The sequence below is a fragment of the Aquabacter albus genome (genome assembly GCF_040049275.1).
Taxonomy (GTDB): Bacteria; Pseudomonadota; Alphaproteobacteria; order Rhizobiales; family Xanthobacteraceae; genus Aquabacter.
Genome location: NZ_JBDZDT010000010.1, coordinates 58,803 through 79,708, shown reverse-complemented (window position 1 = coordinate 79,708; position 20,906 = coordinate 58,803). Strand labels below are relative to the sequence as shown.

Below are 20,906 nucleotides of genomic sequence, written 5' to 3'. Positions count from 1 at the left end.
CCCGCCATTCAGTTCCACCCGCACAAGGCCCGGCCCACTGCATTGTGGCTCTTGGCCTGGCGGATGGTCTCCGGCGTGTCGGCCGCCGACCAGCGCAGCGGCCGGGCGGCGGCGCAGAAGACGTCAGTCCCGCCGGAACCCGTCGTCGTCGCGCAGCCCGCCAGAAGAAGCATCAGCAGCGGCGCGCGCACCCTGCGCCACCTGGATCGCATCCTGAGCATCCCGTTCCTCCCGTGCCTGACGATCCGACCAGCCTTGCTGGCGCTGGCGTCGGCCATAAGCGAGCGCGGCGAGAACGGCGCCCGCCGCGGCGCCGAGCCGCAGCGCATTGGCGGCGCCGATGACCCGCGCGATGAAGAGCAAGGCGGGAATGGCGGCTGCCGCCACTCCCAGGGCCTGCACCCACCAGGGCAGGCCGTAGATCAGCGCTTCGGTGAGGCTCATGCCGCCCTCTGCCGCGTGATGAAGACGAAGGCGGCGATGCCCACCGCCAGCAGCACGGCGGCGGCCAACGCCCATTGAAGCGGGCCGGAAACGGCGGCAGCATTGGCAAGGGCGCCGGCGACCGCAAGCCCGCCGGCAAGAGCCTCGGGGGTCTTGGCCACCTCCTTCAGCGCAAGATCGGCGGGCGACGCCTTTGCCGTGCCGTCCGCCCACGGGACGGCCGCGCGGCCCGCGGCCGGTTCGCCGCGCACCATGGCCGTCGCGTCGCGCCTGACATCGGCGACCCGCGCCGCCCATCCCCTGCCGAACACCGGCCAGGTCTTCAGGCCCTTCAACATGGCAAGGCGCCGGTCGCACAGGCCGTCCACCACCGCCGCCTTGTCGGTCGCCGCCAGCGCGGCCGCGACCGTGACCGCGCCGATCTGCCCGTCATCGGCGACACCGAGCGCGCGCTGGAGCCATTTCGCCGCCTGGGCCGGGCCGGAATTCACGCCGGCATCGAACACCGCATAATCGATGCCCGGCGGCAGGTCGTCGCCCCACACCGCGTCCCAATACTGCCGGCGGTAGATGTCCCTGAGCTCAGCCTCCTCCAGCAGCTTCACGCTGCGCGCGGGAAGCCCCCTCCCCTGCCTGTGGGCATCATAGACCCGCTGGATCACTCCCTTGTTGGTCGGCCCGCCGGGGTCGGCGGGGTGGTTCGAGTAACCGCCCTCGTGGCGCAGCACGCGGGCGAGCGCGGCGCCGAAACTGGACGCTGCCATTCGGGTCTCCTATGATTCCGATGTTGGGAAGGGGAGTTCGGCCGCACCAGTCCGCCGGCGTGCCCCACGCTCGATCGCGCCTATGGGCCTGCAACGGGGCGTAGTGGTATGGAACGGATATTGGGCCGGAGCTTCCTGGTCCTGACGCTGGTCTTGATGACCTTCGTTTTCTATTTGCAGGTCAACTCGCTGGGCATGTATCTGCCGCTACGCGTTCTGATGCACTGGGAAGACCGGAAGAACGAAATCGAGTGCTATTACTTCACCGGCGTGACCATCCACAAAGTGACCTATCATAATTCCCGCGCCGTCTGCCCGCGCTGGCTGGATATCTACTGAGGCCCCTCACGGCGCGACCGCACCCACCGCCAGGAGGTAGGTGCGGACAGCCGCGTAGAGGCCGGCCACCTCCCCATCCGTGAGCCCGTCGCCCATAAACGCGAAGGCGATCCGCCGGGTGGTGAATTGCTGCGTGTTGCGGGCGCCGATGTAGAAATTGCCGCTTCCCGGCGCGACGGCCCCCACCGGAGAGACCACCGCGTTCGCGCCGTTCACATGGCTGGTGAAGCTGCCGAAGGCCAGTCTCGATGCGGAGAACAGGCCGAGCGAATGGCCGGCGGACGGGCGTGCATTGTCGCCCGCCCGGTTGAGCGTCACGTACATGTTGCCGTCGCCCGCCCAGGGAAGCAGGTAGGACTGGCCGCCGGTCGATACCCCGCCCATGAGCGCGGACGACCCCTGCTGGTTGGTCAGCGACCACGCCCCGATGCTCGCCGCGTTTTGCGTGAAGTGCGGCGCGGCGGCGGTTGCAGGATTGAAGCTTGTATCGAGATAGCTGTTGGTGCCGTTGCCGGCATATCCCCGATCCGCCAGGAAGGCGGGCGTGTTCACGGCGGTCAGGTTGTAGTGATCGGCAATCCAGTTCAGCCGTGCCGCCTGGGCGTCATGCGCGGCGAGCATGTAGAAGGCGTCGAGCTTCTGCCACAGGCCCGCCGCCAGCAGCGCGGACACAAGCGTTGAAATCTCGGCCGCGCGCGGCGCCGGCGCGGCGGGCGACATGCGGGCGAGCAGGCCCGCCACCTCAGAGGGCAGCGGTTCCACCGGGTGCGCGCGCCGTCCGCGATAGACGGCCGCGCTCGGGATGCCCAGGCCGAGCCGGGTCATCGGTCGCTCAAGGCATAGAGGGCGACGCCGGCGGTGGTGCCCGTCGCCCAGACGCGGCGCACCTGCACGGGCGGCAGCGGCTGGAGGCCGGGCGGCGCCAGCACATCCACCGTGTCCGCATCGCTCGCCGCACCGACGCAGGTGAGGCGCACGCTCGCCTCCCCGCCCGCCACGGCCTCGGGCACATAGAGCCACAGGCTCTTGGCATAGACCGCGAGATCCTCGGTGTCGGACGGCGTGACGCGCCGCAGCCGGCGCGCCCGCGAGGAGGCGGAAGTTGCAAGGGTGCGCAGGGGATCGCGCGCGGGATCATAGGCCATGGAGGTCTCCTTGAATGCGCGTCAGGCGACGGCGGCGGGGCAGAGGATGAGGTGGACGGCGACGCGCACCCGCCCGCCAGTGAAGGCGGCGCCATTGGCGCTGAGGCGCACGGGGGTCGGGGCATAGAAGGCGGTGGGGCCGATGACGCCGACATTCACCGAGCCGGGCACGGCGCCCAGCGAACCGCCGAACTTCGCCCGCTCGGCGGGAATGCCGCAATCGTAGGACGCTGCCCCCGTCACCGTGAGGAGGGTGCGGGTGGAGACCGCGAGCACTATGCCCCGGTCGGGGATGGAGATGGCGGCGTCGGTGGCGGCGCCAGCGAGCGTGACGTCCTCCTCCAGCACCAGCGCCTCCACCGCCGCGCGGTTCACGCTGGCGGCGAGCGGGGAGACGAAGGCGGTGCCGTCGAACACCCGCATGCGCCGCTGGTCGGCCACATAAGCGTGGAAGCCCGGCCGCGCGGGATAGAAGTCCCACGCCCCGGCCTCATAGGCGGCGATGGTGCCGGCTCTCCCGCTCCAGATGCCGAGCGCGCCCGCCGGCACGTACCAGCACTGCCCGTCGGAAGGCGCGCCAGGGGGCGAGGTCTCGGTCACGCTCTGCAAGGCGAGCTGCGCCAGCGCATCGAGCGCGCGGATGGCGGCATTGTGCGTGACATGCTTCTGCGCCTGTGCGGCGGCGATATAGGGCAAGCCCAAGCGGGCCGTGGTGTCGGGCATGGGGGCTTTCCGGAGGTGCGAGTGCCGCGGGTTTCCCTCTCCCGCTTGCGGGGGAGGGCTAGGGAGGGGGCGTGATCGGCGCTATGGCCCCGGAGCCAAGGGTTGTCCTGGACAAGAGAGCGCGCAGCGCGAACGCAGATCCGGGACCCAGCGCAAAAGTGCTGCGAAGCAGTCAATCAGCGACCAGCGTGAAGAACATCTCCGCCGCGTGGCGTCGGAGATGGGGTGAAGCGCCTTCGGCGGTCTCTTGCGCTGGGTCCCGGATCTGCGCTCCGCCTGCGGCGTCACTTGTCCAGGACAACCGCTTCCGCCAAGCCCGACCGCACCCGAAAGCGCTCAAAGCACGCACGTCGCCTGCACGAACGCCCCTGGCCCGAGGACGGCCGAGAGCTGCGCCACGCGGAAAGTGACGGCGCCGAGCGGGCCGCCGAAATCGGCCGCCTCCAGCGCGGCGGGATAGGTCAGCGCGGGCGCCCCCACGTCGAAGCTGCGGCGGATGTCGGCCCCGGCCAGGATCTCCACGCGATAGGCCTCCATGGCCTCACCGAGGGGGGCGTCCACCGCATCCCAGTCGCCGTCCGTGCGGGTACGGCGGATCCAGGAGAGCGCGATGCCATCGGGCGCGCGGCGCGCGGCGAGGTGCACCGGCGCGAGTGGGGTCAGCGCCCGCCCGCTTACGGCCCCCGCCACCTCGCGCACCATCTCGTCGCCATGGTCCCGGTCGGCGCGGCCGACGCGATAGATGAAGCTGCGGCCATAAGAGGAAAGCCCGCTTGCGCCCACCGCGAGATTGCGGTCGACGAGCACGATGCGCGTGCCCGCGGGCCAAGGCGTGGCCCCCGCCGCCTCCGTCCCCACCTGGCCGCGCAGAAGGCCGGAGAGCGCATAGACCCCCGCCTCCAGCAGCTCGGCATCCAGGAACTGGACGATCTCCGGCGCGCGGCCCTCGGCCACGAGGGCGAGCGCATTGGCGCCGTCCAGCACCTGCGTCTCGCTCGCGCCCATGAGCAGCCCGCCCGCCACGCGCACCGTGAGGCGGGCGGAGCGGTCGAAGCGCCAGACGGGGCCAGGGGCGAGATCATCCAGCGTCTCACCCAGCGTGGCCGGCGCGCCGATGGCGGCCACCGGCTCGAAGCTCGCGCCGTCCGCCGAGCGCCACACGGCGAGGGTGCCCGGCCAGGGCGAGGCGAAGGCGGCCATGTGCTGCAGCGGCACCGGCTCGCCCGCCTCCAAAAGCGGCAGATCGAGAAGCTGCACCTCCGGCGGCCCGAAGGCGGCGGGCAAGTGCACCGTGCCGGGGCTCGCCATGCGCAAGGCGGTCTCGAACACTTCAGGCTCGATGGCGCGCGCCGACACCGCCCGCCCCTCCGTATCCTCGATGCGGGTGATCTCGAAAAGGCGCGCACGGCCACCGTGCGTGACCTCCACAACGTCGCCCGGCGTCAAGGCGAGGCGCGAGGGCGGCAGGGCGAAGGTCGCGCTCTCGCGCCCGGCCCAGAGATCCTGAAGCCAGATGTCCGCCGCCCGGCCCATCATGGCGGCGGTGGCCACCACCGGCACCTCCGCACGCGCCACGTGCCGGCTCGCTCCCACGAGGCGCCGGGAGGCGACGGAGGCGGTGCGGTAGTCGGCGCCGCTATCGGTGAAGGTAATCCCCACCTCCAGCGGCAGCTCGCTTTCCTGCGCCCGCACCAGGGAGAGCGGCGGGCGGTCCTCCTCCATCAGCAGGTCGGCCTCGTCGATCTGCGCCACCGCCGCTCCGCCGCGCGGCGTGAACGTGATGCCCCCGTCGGTCTCCGTCGCCTCGAAGGCGAAGGCGCGGGCGAGCGGCTCCAGCGCGGCGCGGGCGGACATGGGGCGGTCCACCAGATAGCCGTCCACCACGCCCACGATCCCGCCGGTTGAGACGGCAACCCCATGGTCCGCGCAGAGGGTCCGCACGAGATCGCCCAAAGGCGCGGCGCCGAGCCGGCCGGTGAGCCAATGGCCGGTCTCCCAGTTCGCCCCGTCCGCCCACACGGAGGTGGCGAGGGGAAACTGCGGATAGGGCCGCGCATCCCAGGTCCAGAAGAAGACGGCCCCCTCCTCCACCATGCGTCCGGGATAGAGGGTGGCGGAGGGATTGTCCGTCTCGTCCAGGGTATCGAAGGCAGAGAGCACCGCCTCCAGCACGCAGCGCTGCATGAAGTCGTCGCGCCTCCGGCTGGAGAAAGGCGGGTAGCCGCCATCGATGGATTTCGGGTCCGGAAACACGCTGGGCCGGTTCGCGCCCTTGTCCACCGCCGGGCAGCCGGCCTCCATCAGGCGGATGGGCTTGGAGCCGGCGACCCATGCGGTGGCACCGCCCTCGCGCACGCCGCCGAAGCGCTCATGATGGGGGCGGCTCCACCAGTTCCAGAGGTCCTTCTGACGGTAGATCCACGGCTCCCCATAGGCGCCGTCGGTGATGGCCGCGCGCGCCTGCCCGGCCCGCGCGCCGTCGCTTGGATAGTACCAGTCATAGGCCTCGCCCGAGCGCAGGCGCGCCTTCAGGAAGGCGGTGTCATAGATGCTGCGGGCCTCCTGCGCGTCCAGATGGCCCGCGCCGTCGCGCCAGTCGGTGATGGGCGCGTAATAGTCGATGCCGATAAAATCCACCGCGCCGGAGGCCCAGAGCGGATCGAGGGGATAGCGCACGTCGCCGCCCTCGAAAGTCTGGGCGCCGTACTCCGTCCAGTCGGCGCCATAGGAGACCTGCGTGCCCGGCGCGAGGATGCCTTTCACGTCCTCCGCAAGATCGACCAGCGCGGCGGTTGCCGGAAAGCTTCCCCCCGGCCCGCGCACCCGCGTCAGCGATGCCATCTCCGAGCCGATGAGGAACGCCTCCACGCCCCCCGCCAGCCGGGCGAGGTGGGCATAGTGGAGCACCATGCGCCGGATGCTCCATTCGTCCGGCCCGAAATAGAGGAGCACCCCGCCGAAGGTGGAGAAATGGGCCGACTGGGCGTTGCCGAACAGGTGCGCCACCTGGGTGGCGGCGGCCGCCGTGCCGTCCACAGAGCCGGCGCGGCCCGGCGCGGGATCGCAGGTGATGCGCCCGCGCCAGGGATAAGGCGGCTGGTTCGCGCCGCCGGTCCAGGGGTCCGGTCGCCCGTTGCCGGCCGGCACGTCCATCATCACGAACGGGTTCAGTGTCACCTTGAGGCCGCGGGCCCGCAGCGCCTGGATGGCGGCCATGACGCTGGCATCCGAAGGCGTGCCGCCATAGGCCGCGCGGCCCTCATAAGTGGAGGTGGGCTGCGCCAGGATGCGCGGCAGGCCGTTCACGTTCCACACATAAGGGGTGGTCTGCTTTCCCACCCGGTCCACCTTCGGCCGCACGCTGCAGGCACCGGCCCTGAGATCATCCCCGAACCAGGAGACCACCAGCGACACCCGGGTCAGGTTCGGGCAGACCGAGAGGAACTGGTCGAGGGAGGCCTCGAAGTCGCTGCCGGCGGTGACCACGTGGCGGTTCTCCGCCTCATAGGCGCCCGCCCCCACCACCCGCTGCACTTGGCGCGGGTCATAGCCGAACTCGGTGGCGCCGGGGATCAGGGTCACCGCCCGGATAGCGCGCTCCAGGCCGCCGATGGCCCGCTCCACCTCCACCGTGATCTGTGGGACGCGGTTGCCGAACTTCGCCAGCGGCAGGCGCTCGAACACGAGATAGGCGAGGCCCCGATAGGCGGGGACGTTGCCCGCCCCCTGCTTCGCCGCGATCCAGGGATCGGGGCCCTGGCCCTGCGTCCCGAGATAGGCGCGCATGGTGATGGAGGTGTCGTCCAGCGGCTTGCCGTCGGCCCAGATGCGGCCGATGCGGGTGATGGGACCCTCGCACAGGGCCAGGGCGAAGCTGGCGAAATAGGCATAGGAGATGGAGGTGGTGGTGGCGCGCGCGAAGCGCCCGCCCTTGCCGCCGGAGGACTGCACTTGGGTGGAGACCACCTCCTCCAGCCGCGTCGCCCAGATCACCTGGCCCGAGAGGCGCACCCGGCCATAGATGCGCGGGATGGGCGCGCCTTCATTGGAGGTCATCACGTCGAGATCGGAGAGGCGCGGGCCCTCCACCACGCGGCTCCTGCCGCCGCCCGAAAGCGCCGCATCCGCCATCGCCCCGCCAACGGCGCCGAGCGCCCGCCCGGCAATGGCGCCGACGGGACCGAACAGCGTGCCGCCCACGAGCGATCCCGCCGCGCCGAGAAGCAGCGTCGCCATGAAGGTCTCCGGAGTATGAGTGAGGGGGACGGGATGGGGATGAGCGTGCCATCCCCTCTTTGCGCCGTCATGGCCGGGCTTGACCCGGCCATCCACGTGGCTCCGCTGGATACGGACAAAGGGATAGACGTGGATGAGCGGGTCAAGCCCGGGCATGACGGTCGCTCTGGTGGAGAGCTTGTCCCGGGCTCCGTGTTCGAGCTGCGCTCTCACTTGGCCAGGACAAAACCCCCAGCTAGCGCCCAGCCCCGGGAAACGCGAACGCCAGCGCGAGCCGGCGCCGCCACCAGGGCGCAAGGTCGCCCTCGCAGACGCAGGCGCCATCATAAGCGTGGATCATCCGCCCCGCGTCCGAGAGGATCGCCGCATGCTTTGCCGGCAGGTGCGGGCGGAAGCGGAACAGCAGCACGTCGCCCGGCGCCATCTCCGCGAGCACCACCGGCATCATGTGCCGCGCGGCGGTAAGCGCCAGCGTCTCGGCGCGCCCCGCCTCGGCCCAATCGGGGGCATAAGCGGGCATGGCCTCGGGCTCCGGCCCGATCACCGCGCGCCACACGCCGCGCACCAGGCCGAGACAGTCCGCCCCCGCCCCGCGGACTGAGGCGCGGTGGAGATAGGGCGTGCCGATCCAGGCCCGCGCCTCGGCCACGATGGCGTCCCGCAGCGCGGCGCTCATTTCAGCACCGAGCCGTCATGCCCCCCCTCGCCGGGCACCGCGATGGCCACCACGAAATCATTGCCCGGCATCTGCGGGAAGCCGCGGAAATTGTCCTGGTTGCCGAAGCGGTCGCGGCAGGTGGAGAAGCGCTTGTCGCAGCCCGCCGTCACCGTGAAGCCGTCGCCCGGCGCCATGGGCTGGGGCGGTCTCTGCCAGAGCTGGAGAATGCCCGGCGCATGCACCTTCACCTCCGTGGCGAAGCCCGCATTCGCGCCCGACGTGAAGGCGACGCGCCCCTCGGTGAACGTGCCCTCGGAGAAGCCCTCTAACCCCGACACCGCGAGCCGCAGCGCCCCCTCCACCGCGACGACCGAGCCGGTGCCTTGCCGGCCCGACGCGGCAAGGTCGATGCCGCAGCGCGGATCGCCGAGATCGGCATCGCAGAGCGCGCCGAAGACGCGCCCGCGCACCTGGTTGAGGGCGTCCGCCGGCGAGCGCAGTTCGGCGATGAAGCTGCCGCCCTCGCGCCGCACCTCGCCGATGGTTCCCCGCCGCAGCAGCATGCGGTTTTCCGGGTTCGACCAATCGATGAGGAACTGGTCCACGCTTGCTCCGTCATAGCGGCCGGAGGCGAGGTCCTCCTCGCGCAGCGCGGCGTCGCTGAGCGCCCCGTGCAGCTCCGCGCCGGTGACCCCGAGGCCCTGCGCAACGGCGCTCTCGCTGCCCGCGATGCCCGAGGCGGCGATGAAGGCGAGGCCGTCCACCATGAGGTCGCGGTCATGGTCGGTGAAGCCTTGCACCAGCCCGTCGCGGCGCGTGATGCGCCAGCCATGGCAAAGCGTCGTCGCGCGCTCGTCCAGCATGGCCTGGAGGGCGGAGGGAACCTCTCTCATGATATTTTCTCTTTCCAGACTGGGGCTTGCAACGCGCAGCGGACGACGCGATCCAGGCCCGTCGCGCTCCCTCTCCCCGCGGGGGAGAGGGCTGGGGTGAGGGGGAACCACCCTCTCCAATCCTGAAGCGCCGGAGCCCCCTCACCCGGCTGCTGTGCAGCCGACCTCTCCCCCTCGGGGAGAGGTGGCCCGCTCGGCCACCGCGCTCCTCAATGGATGCCTCAGAGTCCCTTCAAGGACGGATCTCGATGACCGGAATGCGGGGGATCTCCCCCGCCGCGAAGGCGGTCAGGTTCACTTCCAGGAAATCCGTGTCGAAGCGCACCGGCACGTCGAACCGGAAGCCCGCCGAGACCCACGCGCCGGGCCACGGCACATGGCCCGGCAGGAAGGTGACGAGGCCGCGTGTTGGATCCACCGCGAAGGCGGTTCCCTCGGCCTGCTCCACCCCCGCGACGGCGATCCGCACGCTGCCCGCGACGGGCTTCGCGATGGCCCGCATGTACGGCGCATGGAGGCCGCCATAGGTCTTCACGAGCGGGAAGACGGAGCGGCTTCCATCGCCGGTTCCCAGCCCCTGGTCCGTGGGTGCGATGAGGGTGCCAGGAGGGCTCGAGGAATGGTCCAGACGGTCCCGCCATCGGAAGCCGTAGAGGCGCCCGCGGCGCTCCTCAAAGAAGGCCACCACGTCGTGCAGAACGGCGAGGGTTTTCACCCCGTATCCGGCATCAAATCTGCGCCGCGAATCAGCCCGCCGCGCATTGCGCTCCTCGCGCCCCGACACGCTCGTCGTCACCTCAGTGACACGCTCCGGCCCGCCCGATGCCCCCAAAGAGACATCAAGGGGGAACAAAATCTCATGAAAGGCGGGCATATTCTTTACTCTCCTGCCAATTCTGAGCGTTTTTCAATATCCGCCGGCTTGACATAGTTTACCCGCGCGCTTTGACTTCCATCTCCTCATCGAGGATGGAGCCAAAGCATGGCCACGAAGCCCGAGAAGAAGCCCGCCGCCGCCCCCGCCAAAGCGCCCGCGAAAGCGGCTGCCAAGGCCCCCGCGAAGCCCGCGGCCGCGGCACCCAAGACTGCGACGAAGACCGCCGCGAAGGCCCCGGCCAAGACGGCCGCCAAGGCCCCCGAGAAGAAGGTCGAAGCCGCTCCTGCGAAGGCGCCTGCAAAGGCCCCCGCCAAGGTTGCTGCGAAGGCTCCGGCGAAGACCGCTGCCAAGGCGCCCGCCAAGGCCGCTGCCAAGCCTGCTGCTGCCCCGAAGGCTGCGGCCAAGCCGGCTGCCGCCCCGAAGGCCGCCGCGGCCCCCAAGGCTGCTGCCAAGCCGGCCGCTGCCCCGAAGGCTGCCGCTGCGAAGCCCGCTGCCGCCCCCAAGGCTGCCGCCAAGCCGGCTGCAAAGGCTGCGGCGAAGCCCGCCGCTGCGAAGGCCCCCGCCAAGGCGAAGGCGCCCGCCAAGAAGTGATGTTCGCGCAGGCCCGCGCGGGCCTGCCGGCGGACCCGGAAGACCGGGTCCTCATGCGGTGCCGGAGGAGCTTCCTCCGGCCGAATTTCCGCACCGGAATGGGCGGTGCGGGGTTACTTTGGAACTACTTTGCGCCCGAAGGCGCAAAGGCGAGGGGTTGTCCGCTCTCCGAAGCCCCTCTTCCACCCCTCGCGGCGCGTTTGTTCACGCCGCTTTCACCCCGGTGACACCCCCTTTTTTGACGCGCGGCGCGCGGCCTTTTCCAGGCTGCGCCGCGCGTGCGCCAAGGGGCCGTTCACACCCCCCTCTGGCCCCGCGCCACGGCCCGCGCCACCAGCCCCGACAGATAGACGTCGGAGCGGCGGAAGGCGCCCGCATCGGGCGTGCTGACATTCACCACCACGGAGGCGTGCGGCCCCCCGCTCCCCTCCATGCGCACGCCCAGCGCACCGTCCGCGCCGCGCGCCAGAGGCAGGATCGCCTCGGCCCCCTTCTCGCCCATGAGGCCGGCGCCGCCGGCGAGGGGAAAATAGGTGGGCGCCGCCACCACGCCGCCCTTCGCGAAAGGCCGCACGGCTCCCTCGGCAATCACCCCGCCTTTGGCGAAAGGCGAGATGCCAAGCACGCTGGAAAACGCGCCCGCAATGCCCTGCTCCACCGGCTTCAAGGCGAGGTTGAGGGCAAGGTTCGAGAAGCGCTGGCCGATACCCTCCACCACGTCGTCCACATCCTTGCCGCGCACCGCGACGCCGGTGAAGGCATCGGCCAAAGTCGAGGCGAAGCCCCGCGCCAGCCGTTCGGTGTTCGCGAGCTCCGCGCGGAAGGCGCGGGTATCGGCGGCGATCGCCACCGAGACGCTGTCGATGGGGGCATCGAGCGCGGCCATGACGTCTCCTTTTTATACTGTTGATGCATCCGGAAAGCGCAGCATCAGATCCTCGAGCGCGGCCCGGTCGAGCTGCGCGGATGCGCGCGCGAGAATGCCGAGCGCGGCGGCGAGCTCGCGCGGTGTCATGCGCCAGAACTGGTCCGGGGGAAGCCGCAGGAGGCCGAGGCCGGCATGCATGGCCTCATCCCAGGGGAAAGGCTCCGCACGCGGCCGCGCCGGCTGTGTCACGCCTGCTGCGGCTCCTGAGGGCGCGGCGCCTCCCGCAGGCCGAAGGTGGCGGCGAGCAGCGCATTGACGAGGCGCACGCAGCCCACCGCACCGTCCTCCACGCGCAAGGCGGCGACCTCGTCCTCCGTGATGTTCTCCCCCGCCCCGCGCAGCCCCGCCGCGATGATGCGCATCGCATCGCGCGCCGCGAGCCGGCCCTCGCCGAGGCGCTCCGCCAGCGCCATCAGGTCGGCGGCGCCGAAGGCTGCCTCAAGTTCTGCCAGCGCGCCGAGGGTGAGGACGAGGGTGCGGGGATGGCCGTCAAGGACGGCCTCCACTTCGCCGCGCCGGGGATTGGGCATGGGGGTCTCCTTATGTTGAAGAACGGCTGCGGTCCCAGGTCCAATCGTCATGGCCGGGCTTGTCCCGGCCATCCACGGGGCTCCGCTGGTGCTTAAGGGAGGGACGTGGATGCAATGAAAGTCGGCTGTTGCCGACTTTCACACTTTTGAAGCCGAAGTCGGAAACATCCGACTTCGGGACAAGCCCGGGCATGACGGCCTGGAGGAGAACGCGGCCTCACAGTACCGCGAAGGTCAGCTCCCCAGCGCTTTCCAGCGTCAGGTCGAAGGTCACCTCGCGGTCATGGTCGCCGCCAATGTCGAGGCCGGTCACCTGGAACGGGCCGGTCACCGTCCCGAAATCAGGAATCAGCACCTGGCAGTCCTTCAGCGCCCCGTCGAAGAAGGCCGCGCGCACCATCGCATCGGAGGTCGCGTCCTTGAACACGCCGGAGCCGGCGATGCTCGCCCGCTTCAGCCCCGCACCGGCGAGCAGCTCGCGCCAGCGGCCGGCGGAATCCGCATGGGTCACGTCCACGCCTTGCGCATTGAAGGCGAGGCGGCGCGAGCGCAGGCCAGCCACCGTCACGTAGGACACCCCGTCATGGATCTTCAGCAGCAGGTCCTTGCCCTTCTGCGCGGCCATCATTCTCTCCTTTGTCTGTGACCAACGCGATCGGTCTCCGACCGATCGCGAGTGGGTTTCGCTCAGGCGCCGCGCGGGCTTCCCCATGGCCTCGGCCATGGGTGAGATCAGGCGGGCTCGGTCACGGCGCGGAAGCGCATGAGGGCGTGGAAGGTGCGTCCGTCGCCCTCGCGCCGCACCTCGGCGGTGGTGGCGCGCAGGTTCGCGAGACGGTGGCCGTCCAGCGCCAGCGGCGCATCGTGCAGCGCCTGCTGCACGGCGGCGGCGATGGCGAAGGCCTCGCGCCGTCCCCCGGCGCGGGACCAGGCATGCAGCGTGAGGCTCTGCTCGGTACCTCCCTCGGTGGCAGTGGACCAGTCGGCCACCAAGGCCTCGCCGAGGGTCACGAAGGGAAATTCGGCCGTGGAGGGCGGCGTGTCGTGGATGCGCGCGCCGCCCAGCAGGGCAGCGAGCGGCGCGTCGGAAACGAGGCGGTCATGGAGCGCCTGCCGCAGAGCCAAAGCCGCGCTCATGCCCGCCGCCTCAGCGCGGCGAGCGCCGGCGCGAGCCAGGGCGCGGGGGGAAGCGTCAGCGTGCCGGTCTCGCGCGCCACGGCCTCGGGATCGGCGCTGCCGACCCGGCGCGTCGCCCCCTGCCCGGCCCTATCGACGGAGACGCCCGCGCGCGCCGCCTCCGCCGCGAGGGCCGAGGCGGCCGCGTCCACGGCGTCCGACGCGAGGCGCGGCGCGAGCGCAGCGTCCAGGCGCTGGGCGAGCCCCTCGATGCCGGTGATGCGGGTGGTCACGATCATGCCTGCTCCTCCTGACAGCGGCAGCGGCTGAAGCGGCCGCGCCCGTCCGGGTCGGCCACCGCCTGCACGTGGAAGACGCGCGTGCCCATCACCAGCCGGTCGCCCGGCGCCAACGTGTTGGGCGCCCGCACGGTGATCCGGTGGGCGAGCGTCGCAATGGGCCGCTCCTCTGACAGCGAGGGGGCGGCGGACAGGGTCTCGATGGCGCCCCAGAGGCGGTCCACCGTGAGCCAGGTGCGGGAGATGCCGCCCATGCCGTCCGGCAGGTCGACGCCCGTCTGGTGCTGGAGCGGATGGCGCAGCGCGGCCGCGGTCACAGGCGCACCGTGCGGTAGGGCTTCAGCAGGGCGGCGACGCCCTCCGACAGCAGCCCGGCTTCACCCGCTTCGTCGCGCCGCTCATAAAGATGTCCCGCCAGCAGCCGCACCGCCTGCACGAGATCGGCGGGCACATCGGCCGCCGCCCCGTAGCCTAGCACAAGGTCCAGCTCGATGCCCCCGAGCGTCCGGCTCGGCGCCGGTGCGCGGGCGCGGTCGAAGGCGATCACCGCCGGCGTGCGGTCGCCGCGCAGGGTGAAGAGGTCGAGCGGCAGCGCCGTCTCGCTCCCGTCCTGGTGGCGCAGCCGCGCTGCGGGGATCTCGGCCACCGGCGCCAGGGGCGCGAGGATGAGGCCGGAGGGCGGCCACCCATCGCGCGCGACGCGCCAAGTCTGGGTGAGGAGGATGCGCGAGGCCGCGCTCTCCACCATCTGCCGCGCCGCCGTGAGGAGGGTTGAGAGCACGATGTCCTCCTCGTCGTGGGTCACGCGGAGGAAGGCTTTCAGGTCGGCAAGGGTCAAAGGCTCCGCTTCGGGGCCTGTGAGGAGGAGGGGCATGGGGTCTCCGCAAGGTGGATGTCGCAGGTCCGACGGGCGGCCCCCTCTCCCCAGTGGGGAGAGGGTTGGGGTGAGGGGGAACCACTCTCTCAAGTCCTGAACCGCCGGAGCCCCCTCACCCGGCTGCTACGCAGCCGACCTCTCCCCCTCGGGGAGAGGTGAGAAACTCAGCCATCCGGGTCGTTTGGCGAGTACTCAAACGGTCCCGCAAGGGGAGGAGAAAAGGTCTCGAATTGACGCCGCCGCCCGCCCGCGCCAGAAAGCAAGTGATGAACCGCTTGTCCTTCTCCCGCCTCCGGCGTGCCGCTGCGGCACTGGTCGCCACCGCCCTCCTGCCCGCAGCCCCGGCCTTCGCCATCGTCGGCGGCGGGCCGGCGCCGGCGGATGTGGCCGCGCGCACGGTGATGATCGTCTCCACGCGCGGCGCCTCCTGCACCGGCACGGTGCTGGCGCGCGACCTCATCCTCACCGCCGCGCACTGCGTCGGCCCCAAGGCCGATTATGCGGTGGCGCTGGTGGGCGGCGGCGCGCCGCAGCTCATCCCGGCGCTGCGGGTCGCGCTCAATCCCGGCTTCGACGCCGAGCAGTTCCGCACCCGGCGCCCGACGCCGGACCTCGCGCTCGTCAAGCTCGCCGAGCCCCTGCCCGCGCGCTTCGTCCCGGCCACCCTCGCCGCCAATAATGGCCTGCCGGCGCGTGGGGCGTCCTTCCTCATTGCCGGCTACGGCATGACGGCGGACGGGGCGGAGAAGACCGCAGGCACCCTGCGGGCCGTCCCGCTCGCCTCGGTGGGCAATACCGGCGGCATCATGACCCGCCTCTCCCCGGCCGAGGGCGGCGGGGCCATGCTGGCCGGCGCCTGCACCGGCGACAGCGGGGGCCCGGCCTTCGAGGGCAATGTGGTCTCCGGCGTCATCGGCTGGGTCACGGCGCCCAACGGCGCGCGCGGCTGCGGCGGGGTCACGGGCATCACGCTGGTGGGCCTGCAGCGGGGCTGGATCATCGCCACCGCCCGCAGCCTCGGCAGCCCGGTCGGGGACTAGGCGATGCGCCGCGCGATCCTTCTCGCGTGGCTCTTGATGTTTGCCGCCGCGGCGCCCGTGGCGGCGCAGACCGGCGGGGAAAGCGTCGAGCAGGCGGTGTGCCGCCTCATCGAGGATGCGGCGCGCGCACAATCCCTGCCCACCGACTTCCTCACCCGCCTCATCTGGCAGGAAAGCTCGTTCCGCCCGCGCATCGTCAGCCCCAAGGGCGCGCAGGGCATCGCGCAATTCATGCCGGGCACCGCCTCCGAGCGGGGCCTGAAGGACCCGTTCGATCCCGAGGCCGCCCTACCCGCCGCCGCGCGCCTGCTGAAGGACCTGCGCGAGCGGTTCGGCAATCTCGGCCTCGCGGCCGCCGCCTATAATGCCGGGCCGGGCCGCGTGGAGAGCTTCCTTGCCGGCCGCTCCGGCCTGCCGGGCGAGACGCGCGCTTATGTGCGCATCATCACCGGCCGCACCGCGGAGGACTGGGTGAAGGCGGGGCGCATCCCGCCCGAGCCGCCCTCCCCCGAGCCAGTTCCGAACCCGCCCCGCTGCCTCGAGGTGGTGGCCGCACTCCGGCGCGGCGCGCCGGCCGTGGACGTGGCGCTGAGCCCGGACTTCGCGCCCTGGGGCGTGCAGGTGGCGGGCGCCTTCTCCAAGACCGTGGCGCTCGCCGGCTATCAGCGCGCGGCCGGCCGCCTCGCCGAGGTGTTCGGCGACCTCCAGCCCATGATCATCGGCACGCGCATCGCCGGACGCGGGCCACGGGCCTTCTACCGCGTGCGCCTGCCGGCGCAGACGCGGGCCGAGGCGAACACCTTGTGCGGGCGCATCCACAAGGCCGGGGGCGCCTGCATCGTGCTGGCGAACTGAAGGCGTCTGTCCCTGGGCAAGCAGAGCCGGCTTGGCTTGTTTCCACCCCTCAGGGACAGGGCCCCTGGCCGGGGATTAATTCATGAGCCGGGCACACAAATGGTAAGTTATTAGCGATTGTTCCCGGTTCCGATTTCACTTAGTGGAGAAAGCGGGGTTGGGGGCATTACCATGAGATTTGGGCGTGACGCGCCTGCCGTGCTGATCGCGGCGGTGGTTGTCGTAATCAGCGTGCTCGGTGTCCTGTCGTACGGGCTTTTCAACAGCCTCACCAATACGGTGGAGACGGGCCAGTTCGAGCTGATGCAGTCCATCGTCGATGACGCGCTGCGCGGCGCTGAAAACAAGGCGCTCGCACGGGCCGAACTGGTGGCCGATCTGCCGGCGACGAAGCGTCTGATGGCGGCGCGCGACCGGCCCGGGCTGCTGGCCGAATTCGGCGAGATGTTCGCAAAGCAGAAGGCCCGGCACGGGGTCGATCAGGCCCAGTTCCACGTCCCACCCGCGACCTCGTTCCTGAGGCTCAATGATCCCAGCAAGTTCGGCGATGACCTGACCCGCTTCAGGCCAATCGTCGTTGCCGTGAACCGCGAGCGCGCATCCCGCAAAGGATTTGCCATCGCACGCTCCGGACCGGCCATTTTCGGTGTCGCACCGATCAGTGACCCCTCGGGCAACGCGCTGGGCAGCTTCGAAATCGGCATCGATTTTGCCCCGCTGCTGGTCGCCCTGAAGTCAGCACATGGCCTGGACCTCGCTTTGTTCGTGGAGGGAGCCTCCCTGCGCGAGTTTGCTGCGGGCATCGACCCGGCGAAGTTGGGCGACCAGAACCAGGTCGGGCGCTTCATCCGGTTCACGGCCACCAACGCCACCTTGATGCAGGGTCTGGTAGGCGCAGCGGATATCGCCGCCGTCAACGCGCCGACCCACTACACCCGCGAAGATCAGGGCAACTTCTACGGCGTATTGCTCATTCCGCTCAAGAACGGCTCGGGTGAATCGCTCGGCGTCATTGCGGCGGCCCGCAATTTCAACGGCACCAGGGCGGCAGCCGGCCAATCCCTGGTCTGGCAGATCTGCTTCTCGATCATCGCGATCGTCATCCTGTCGGGAATGATCGTCATCGTGATCCGCGGCTTTCTGCTCCAGCCGCTGAAGGTCATCAACACCCGCTTTGCGGCGCTGTCCGCCGGGCAGCCGGCGGAGCCGATCGAGGATCCCGGCGCGTATCCGGCGGAGATGAGCCAGATCCTCGCTCTCTACGAGCGCATCAGGTCGCGCAAAAGCCGGCCCGGAACCACCCCATGAAGACCGGTCTTGAGGCCCTGCTGGGCAGGGCGCTTGGGGCGGCGATCTGGTTGCTTGGCTTTGCGGCCTGCGCCTTCGCGCAATCGCCCACCGACATTCCGACGGAACGGGGCCTGCCGGTCGCCGTCCAGGTGGGTGTCGCATTCATCGACGTCACGGCGTTCGACGAAAATGCGGGCACCTTCACGGCGACGGTGGACCTGCGCGTGCGCTGGGAGGACCCGCGCCTCGCAAAGCCGCCGGAAGAGGCGAGCGGTCCGCCTCTCGTCTATCGTGATGCGGCCGCGGAGGCCCGGCTCGCCGAGATCTGGTCGCCGGGCGTCGAGCTGATCAACCTCCATGACGAGGCCACCTTCCGCGCCCAGGGCCTGCGCATCTTCCCGGATGGCACCGTGGAGCTGATGACCCGCACAAGCGGCGACTTCACCACACCGGTCGATATCCGGCGGTTTCCCTTCGATCGCCAGCTGCTGGAGATTTCGGCGGCCGTGCGCCGCTACACGACGAATTCCGTCATTCTCCAGTTCGACCAGGACGACCTCGATTTCTCCGAGGTCTCCAACACGGCCAGCCTGGACGGCTGGGATCTCGGCTGGATCGGCCTCACCAGCAAGCCCTTGAGCGGCTGGTACAATTCAAGCCATGCGCGCGTCGTGGTCTCGCTGGAGGTCCAGCGGCAGGTGGGTCTGGCGGTTGCGGCCATTTTCATCCCGCTTCTGGCCTCCCTTCTCATCCCCTTGCTCGCCATATGGCTGAACCGGATGGAAGACGGCGTGTTTCAGATCGAGACCTTCGAGCTTGTGAATCTCATCGTCGGCGGCCTGTTCGCGGTCATCGCGCTGAATTTCACGGTTTATTCCAGCTATGCCGCCCTGGCGACGAGCAACAATGCCGTCAATCAACTGTTCGCCCTGAACTATGCGACGCTCGGCGTCAGCCTGCTCGTCAATATCCTGTTCTACCGCTTCCAGGTTTTCGAGCGTCTTTTCGGCCGCCTGGTGCAGGAGCAGATCTACCGATTCCTGATGTGGGCGATCCCCGTCATCGTATTCACGCTGGCGGTTTCCTTCATTCTCAACGCCCTGGCGTGACGGGGCGGCGGGCGTCGCCGATCTCGCCCTCCCCCTCGAGGGGGAGGGTTGCGATGTTCATCGGACGGCCTGAAAGCAGGCGCCGTGCCCCCTCTCCCCGAGGGGGAGAGGGCTGGGGTGAGGGGGACCCACTCTCTCCAGTCCTGAACCGCCGGAGCCCCCTCACCCGCCGCCTGTGGCGTCGACCTCTCCCCCTCGGGGAGAGGTGGAAAGCCCAGTCGCCTCTGTCCTTCGACGGGTATCGCAACGGTCCCGCAAAGAGAGAGACTGCCGCGCTTCTGGAACGCCCTCAGCTCGCTGCGAACTTCAGCAGCTTCGCCGCGTCGAAGTCCTGGATGCCGCCACCCACGCGCTTCGTCGTGTAGAACAGCACGTAGGGCTTGGCGGAGTACGGGTCGCGCAGCACCCGCACCCCGGCGCGGTCCACCACCAGATAGAAGCGCCGGAAATCCCCGAAGGCGATGGGGAAGGCGCCGTCGGCGATGTCAGGCATGTCCTCGCTCTCCACCACCGGGAAGCCCATGAGGCTCGCCGGCTGGCCCACGCCCGCGGGCGGCGCCCAGAGATAGGTGCCGTTCTCGTCCTTCAGCTTGCGCACCGCCGCCTGGGTGCGGCGGTTCAGGACGAACACCGCATTCTGCCGGTAGCCGCCCTTCAGGGCATAGACGAGGTCCACCAGCGCGTCGGAGGGGTTGGTGGCATCGAAGCCGCCCGCCGTGCCGGTGGCGATATAGCCCACCTTGTCCCAGGTCCAGGCGCTCTCCGCCGCCTTGGTATAGGCGAGGAACCCCTTCGGCTTGGCGATGCCGTCGCCATTCACGAACGCGGTGCTCTCCTGCTCGGCGAAGGCGGCGTCCACCTCGCTGGCGATCCATTCCTCCAGGTTCACCTGCGCATCGTCCAGCAGCGCCTGGGTGGCGGCCGGCATGGCGTAGAGCTCCATGGCGGGGAAGGAAAGTTCCGCGAGCACCGGGCTGTCGGTCTGGGGCCGCGCGGCGGTTTCGGCGGCCCAGCCGGTGGCGGGGCCGGTCTTCATGAAGGGCTTCTTATAGGTGCCCGCGCCGATGGTGCGCACGGTCGAGATGGCGCGGATGGGCGAGAGCACGGCGAGGCGCCGGCCGATCTCCACCTCGATCTCGGTGGGCACCAGATAGCCCCCGTCCGCGCCCGAGCCGACCGAGAGCGCCTTCGCCTCTAGCCCCTTCAGGCCGCCGGCCTCGCCATGGCGCACATAAGTGTGGAAGGCATCCACATGCTCGCCCACCGCCGGGGCGCGCGGAACTCCGCCGAGCGGCGGCCGCAGCCCCTTGGCCATGAAGCTGTCGAGGCGGGATTTGTGGGCGTCCATCGCCGCCTCGATGCGCGCCATCTTGTCCTCGGTGAGCGGATCGGCGGCGCCGCGCCGCTCGATATCGGACACGCGCTGGTCGTTGGTGCGCTTGTAGGTCTCGAATGCGACCATCATGTCGTCATAGAGCGACACCTCGCCGGGCGCGATCACCTTGGTCTCGGGGGCGGCGGGAAGCTGGGTCATGGATCATCCTTTGGGTGAGGGATCGGAAGGCCGGCGCGATGCGGGCGTCGGGCTGCATGGGGAAGGTCACGACGGACACTTTCCAAAGGTCGATGCGCGAGAGCCGCCGCACGCGGCTGCGGGGGTCTGTGCGGGCGAGCACGGCCTTGAAACCGATGGAAAGGCCGTCAATGGCCCCCTCGCGCACCAAATTCATTACCTCGCGTCCGCGCCGGACATCGAGGGCGAGGCGGCCGCGCACATAAAGGCCGCGCGCGTCCTCCATCACATCGGTCCACACGCCGATGGGCTCGGCGGGGTCGTGCTGGTAGAGGAGCCGCACGCCGGAGGCCCCGCGCAGGGCAAGGCTCTGGGCGAAGGCGCCGCGCTCGATGAGGTCGCGGCCGAGATCCACCTTATCGAACAGGCAGGCATAGCCCTCGATCCGGCCGTCCACCGCGCTCTGGATTGCGGCGCCCATCAGCGGGCCTTGGTCTCGGGCGCGCGCGGCTTGCGCCGTCCCTTGGCGCGCTCGAGCCGTTCGAGGGTCGCCACGAAATCGCGGAACACGCCGCCCGGGGCGGGCGCGGGGGCCGCCGCGCGGGCGCGCAGCATGGCCGGCCCGAGCGCGCGGATGCGCGGCGCGGGCGCCTTCTGGAACGGGGCACGCATGCCTGAG

Annotated in this window: 26 protein-coding genes; 6 read left to right on the top strand and 20 right to left on the bottom strand. The window is 70.4% G+C overall.

The annotated features are described in order from the left end of the window. Window positions 1-123: 123 nt before the first annotated feature. Together ABLE91_RS23790 and ABLE91_RS23785 are read right to left on the bottom strand one after the other, a co-directional pair. Window positions 124-444, bottom strand: coding sequence for a hypothetical protein (locus ABLE91_RS23790; protein WP_348934905.1), 321 nt, complete (start codon window positions 442-444; stop codon window positions 124-126). Next, complete coding sequence (locus ABLE91_RS23785; RefSeq protein WP_348934904.1) at window positions 441-1,208, bottom strand: glycoside hydrolase family 108 protein; 768 nt, start codon at window positions 1,206-1,208, stop codon at window positions 441-443. Before ABLE91_RS23785 ends, ABLE91_RS23790 begins: the two co-directional genes overlap by 4 nt. 108 nt (window positions 1,209-1,316) lie before the next feature. Between ABLE91_RS23785 and ABLE91_RS23780 the strand changes: the two genes are divergently transcribed. Then, entirely contained in the window at window positions 1,317-1,547 is a 231-nt protein-coding gene (locus ABLE91_RS23780; RefSeq protein WP_348934903.1) for a hypothetical protein, read from the top strand. Between the two features lie 6 nt (window positions 1,548-1,553). Here ABLE91_RS23780 and ABLE91_RS23775 read toward each other — a convergent pair whose 3' ends face one another. From ABLE91_RS23775 to ABLE91_RS23745, 7 genes are all read right to left on the bottom strand, one after another. Continuing rightward, complete coding sequence (locus tag ABLE91_RS23775) at window positions 1,554-2,372, bottom strand: hypothetical protein (RefSeq protein WP_348934902.1); 819 nt, start codon at window positions 2,370-2,372, stop codon at window positions 1,554-1,556. Further along, window positions 2,369-2,692, bottom strand: coding sequence for a spike base protein, RCAP_Rcc01079 family (locus tag ABLE91_RS23770; RefSeq protein ID WP_348934901.1), 324 nt, complete (start codon window positions 2,690-2,692; stop codon window positions 2,369-2,371). Before ABLE91_RS23770 ends, ABLE91_RS23775 begins: the two co-directional genes overlap by 4 nt. 21 nt (window positions 2,693-2,713) lie before the next feature. Next, window positions 2,714-3,415 (bottom strand): DUF2793 domain-containing protein, encoded by a 702-nt coding sequence (locus ABLE91_RS23765; RefSeq protein ID WP_348934900.1) that lies wholly within the window; start codon window positions 3,413-3,415, stop codon window positions 2,714-2,716. A gap of 336 nt (window positions 3,416-3,751) precedes the next feature. Continuing rightward, window positions 3,752-7,651, bottom strand: a complete 3,900-nt coding sequence (locus ABLE91_RS23760; protein ID WP_348934899.1) for a baseplate multidomain protein megatron — start codon at window positions 7,649-7,651, stop codon at window positions 3,752-3,754. Between the two features lie 235 nt (window positions 7,652-7,886). Further along, on the bottom strand, window positions 7,887-8,327 hold the full coding sequence (locus tag ABLE91_RS23755) for an NlpC/P60 family protein (protein WP_348934897.1): 441 nt from the start codon (window positions 8,325-8,327) through the stop codon (window positions 7,887-7,889). After that, window positions 8,324-9,202 carry a phage/gene transfer agent baseplate hub protein gene (locus tag ABLE91_RS23750; protein ID WP_348934895.1) on the bottom strand — a complete coding sequence of 293 codons (879 nt, stop codon included), beginning with the start codon at window positions 9,200-9,202 and terminating at the stop codon, window positions 8,324-8,326. Before ABLE91_RS23750 ends, ABLE91_RS23755 begins: the two co-directional genes overlap by 4 nt. A 232-nt stretch (window positions 9,203-9,434) precedes the next feature. After that, complete coding sequence (locus tag ABLE91_RS23745) at window positions 9,435-10,076, bottom strand: phage distal tail protein, Rcc01695 family (protein ID WP_348934894.1); 642 nt, start codon at window positions 10,074-10,076, stop codon at window positions 9,435-9,437. A 108-nt stretch (window positions 10,077-10,184) separates the two neighbouring features. Here ABLE91_RS23745 and ABLE91_RS23740 point away from each other — a divergent pair, with 108 nt between their 5' ends. Continuing rightward, window positions 10,185-10,670 carry a hypothetical protein gene (locus ABLE91_RS23740; RefSeq protein ID WP_348934892.1) on the top strand — a complete coding sequence of 162 codons (486 nt, stop codon included), beginning with the start codon at window positions 10,185-10,187 and terminating at the stop codon, window positions 10,668-10,670. 295 nt (window positions 10,671-10,965) lie between these two features. Here the strand turns inward: ABLE91_RS23740 and ABLE91_RS23735 are convergent, their stop codons facing one another. The 8 genes from ABLE91_RS23735 to ABLE91_RS23700 all read right to left on the bottom strand — a co-directional run bounded on the left by ABLE91_RS23735 (window position 10,966) and on the right by ABLE91_RS23700 (window position 14,417). After that, the gene (locus ABLE91_RS23735) at window positions 10,966-11,556 is read right to left on the bottom strand and encodes a phage tail tape measure protein (RefSeq protein ID WP_348934891.1); all 591 of its coding nucleotides are present in this window, start codon (window positions 11,554-11,556) and stop codon (window positions 10,966-10,968) included. 12 nt (window positions 11,557-11,568) lie between these two features. Continuing rightward, window positions 11,569-11,787 (bottom strand): rcc01693 family protein, encoded by a 219-nt coding sequence (locus tag ABLE91_RS23730; protein ID WP_348934890.1) that lies wholly within the window; start codon window positions 11,785-11,787, stop codon window positions 11,569-11,571. Continuing rightward, window positions 11,784-12,128: a gene transfer agent family protein gene (locus ABLE91_RS23725; protein WP_348934888.1), complete on the bottom strand. Its 345-nt coding sequence runs from the start codon at window positions 12,126-12,128 to the stop codon at window positions 11,784-11,786. Before ABLE91_RS23725 ends, ABLE91_RS23730 begins: the two co-directional genes overlap by 4 nt. Window positions 12,129-12,345: 217 nt before the next feature. Further along, window positions 12,346-12,753 carry a phage major tail protein, TP901-1 family gene (locus ABLE91_RS23720; protein WP_348934886.1) on the bottom strand — a complete coding sequence of 136 codons (408 nt, stop codon included), beginning with the start codon at window positions 12,751-12,753 and terminating at the stop codon, window positions 12,346-12,348. A 107-nt stretch (window positions 12,754-12,860) separates the two neighbouring features. Continuing rightward, on the bottom strand, window positions 12,861-13,265 hold the full coding sequence (locus ABLE91_RS23715) for a DUF3168 domain-containing protein (RefSeq protein ID WP_348934885.1): 405 nt from the start codon (window positions 13,263-13,265) through the stop codon (window positions 12,861-12,863). Further along, window positions 13,262-13,543 carry a hypothetical protein gene (locus tag ABLE91_RS23710; protein ID WP_348934884.1) on the bottom strand — a complete coding sequence of 94 codons (282 nt, stop codon included), beginning with the start codon at window positions 13,541-13,543 and terminating at the stop codon, window positions 13,262-13,264. Before ABLE91_RS23710 ends, ABLE91_RS23715 begins: the two co-directional genes overlap by 4 nt. Further along, on the bottom strand, window positions 13,540-13,860 hold the full coding sequence (locus tag ABLE91_RS23705; RefSeq protein ID WP_348934882.1) for a head-tail adaptor protein: 321 nt from the start codon (window positions 13,858-13,860) through the stop codon (window positions 13,540-13,542). Before ABLE91_RS23705 ends, ABLE91_RS23710 begins: the two co-directional genes overlap by 4 nt. Further along, entirely contained in the window at window positions 13,857-14,417 is a 561-nt protein-coding gene (locus ABLE91_RS23700; protein WP_348934881.1) for a head-tail connector protein, read from the bottom strand. The genes ABLE91_RS23705 and ABLE91_RS23700 overlap by 4 nt, the downstream gene beginning before the upstream one ends. A 269-nt stretch (window positions 14,418-14,686) precedes the next feature. Here ABLE91_RS23700 and ABLE91_RS23695 point away from each other — a divergent pair, with 269 nt between their 5' ends. The 4 genes from ABLE91_RS23695 (at window position 14,687) to ABLE91_RS23680 (ending at window position 18,714) form a co-directional block, all read left to right on the top strand. Then, on the top strand, window positions 14,687-15,460 hold the full coding sequence (locus ABLE91_RS23695) for a S1 family peptidase (RefSeq protein ID WP_348934879.1): 774 nt from the start codon (window positions 14,687-14,689) through the stop codon (window positions 15,458-15,460). A gap of 3 nt (window positions 15,461-15,463) precedes the next feature. Continuing rightward, window positions 15,464-16,315: a lytic transglycosylase domain-containing protein gene (locus tag ABLE91_RS23690; RefSeq protein ID WP_348934878.1), complete on the top strand. Its 852-nt coding sequence runs from the start codon at window positions 15,464-15,466 to the stop codon at window positions 16,313-16,315. A gap of 198 nt (window positions 16,316-16,513) precedes the next feature. After that, entirely contained in the window at window positions 16,514-17,623 is a 1,110-nt protein-coding gene (locus tag ABLE91_RS23685) for a cache domain-containing protein (protein WP_348934877.1), read from the top strand. Continuing rightward, on the top strand, window positions 17,620-18,714 hold the full coding sequence (locus ABLE91_RS23680) for a ligand-gated ion channel (RefSeq protein WP_348934875.1): 1,095 nt from the start codon (window positions 17,620-17,622) through the stop codon (window positions 18,712-18,714). The genes ABLE91_RS23685 and ABLE91_RS23680 overlap by 4 nt, the downstream gene beginning before the upstream one ends. Before the next feature lie 289 nt (window positions 18,715-19,003). Here the strand turns inward: ABLE91_RS23680 and ABLE91_RS23675 are convergent, their stop codons facing one another. The 3 genes from ABLE91_RS23675 to ABLE91_RS23665 are packed head-to-tail and all read right to left on the bottom strand — an operon-like array spanning window position 19,004 to window position 20,899. Then, a complete protein-coding gene (locus ABLE91_RS23675; protein ID WP_348934873.1) occupies window positions 19,004-20,248 on the bottom strand; it encodes a phage major capsid protein in 1,245 nt (414 codons plus the stop codon). Next, complete coding sequence (locus tag ABLE91_RS23670; protein WP_348934872.1) at window positions 20,184-20,708, bottom strand: HK97 family phage prohead protease; 525 nt, start codon at window positions 20,706-20,708, stop codon at window positions 20,184-20,186. Before ABLE91_RS23670 ends, ABLE91_RS23675 begins: the two co-directional genes overlap by 65 nt. After that, window positions 20,708-20,899 (bottom strand): hypothetical protein, encoded by a 192-nt coding sequence (locus ABLE91_RS23665; RefSeq protein WP_348934870.1) that lies wholly within the window; start codon window positions 20,897-20,899, stop codon window positions 20,708-20,710. The genes ABLE91_RS23670 and ABLE91_RS23665 overlap by 1 nt, the downstream gene beginning before the upstream one ends. Window positions 20,900-20,906 lie beyond the last annotated feature (7 nt).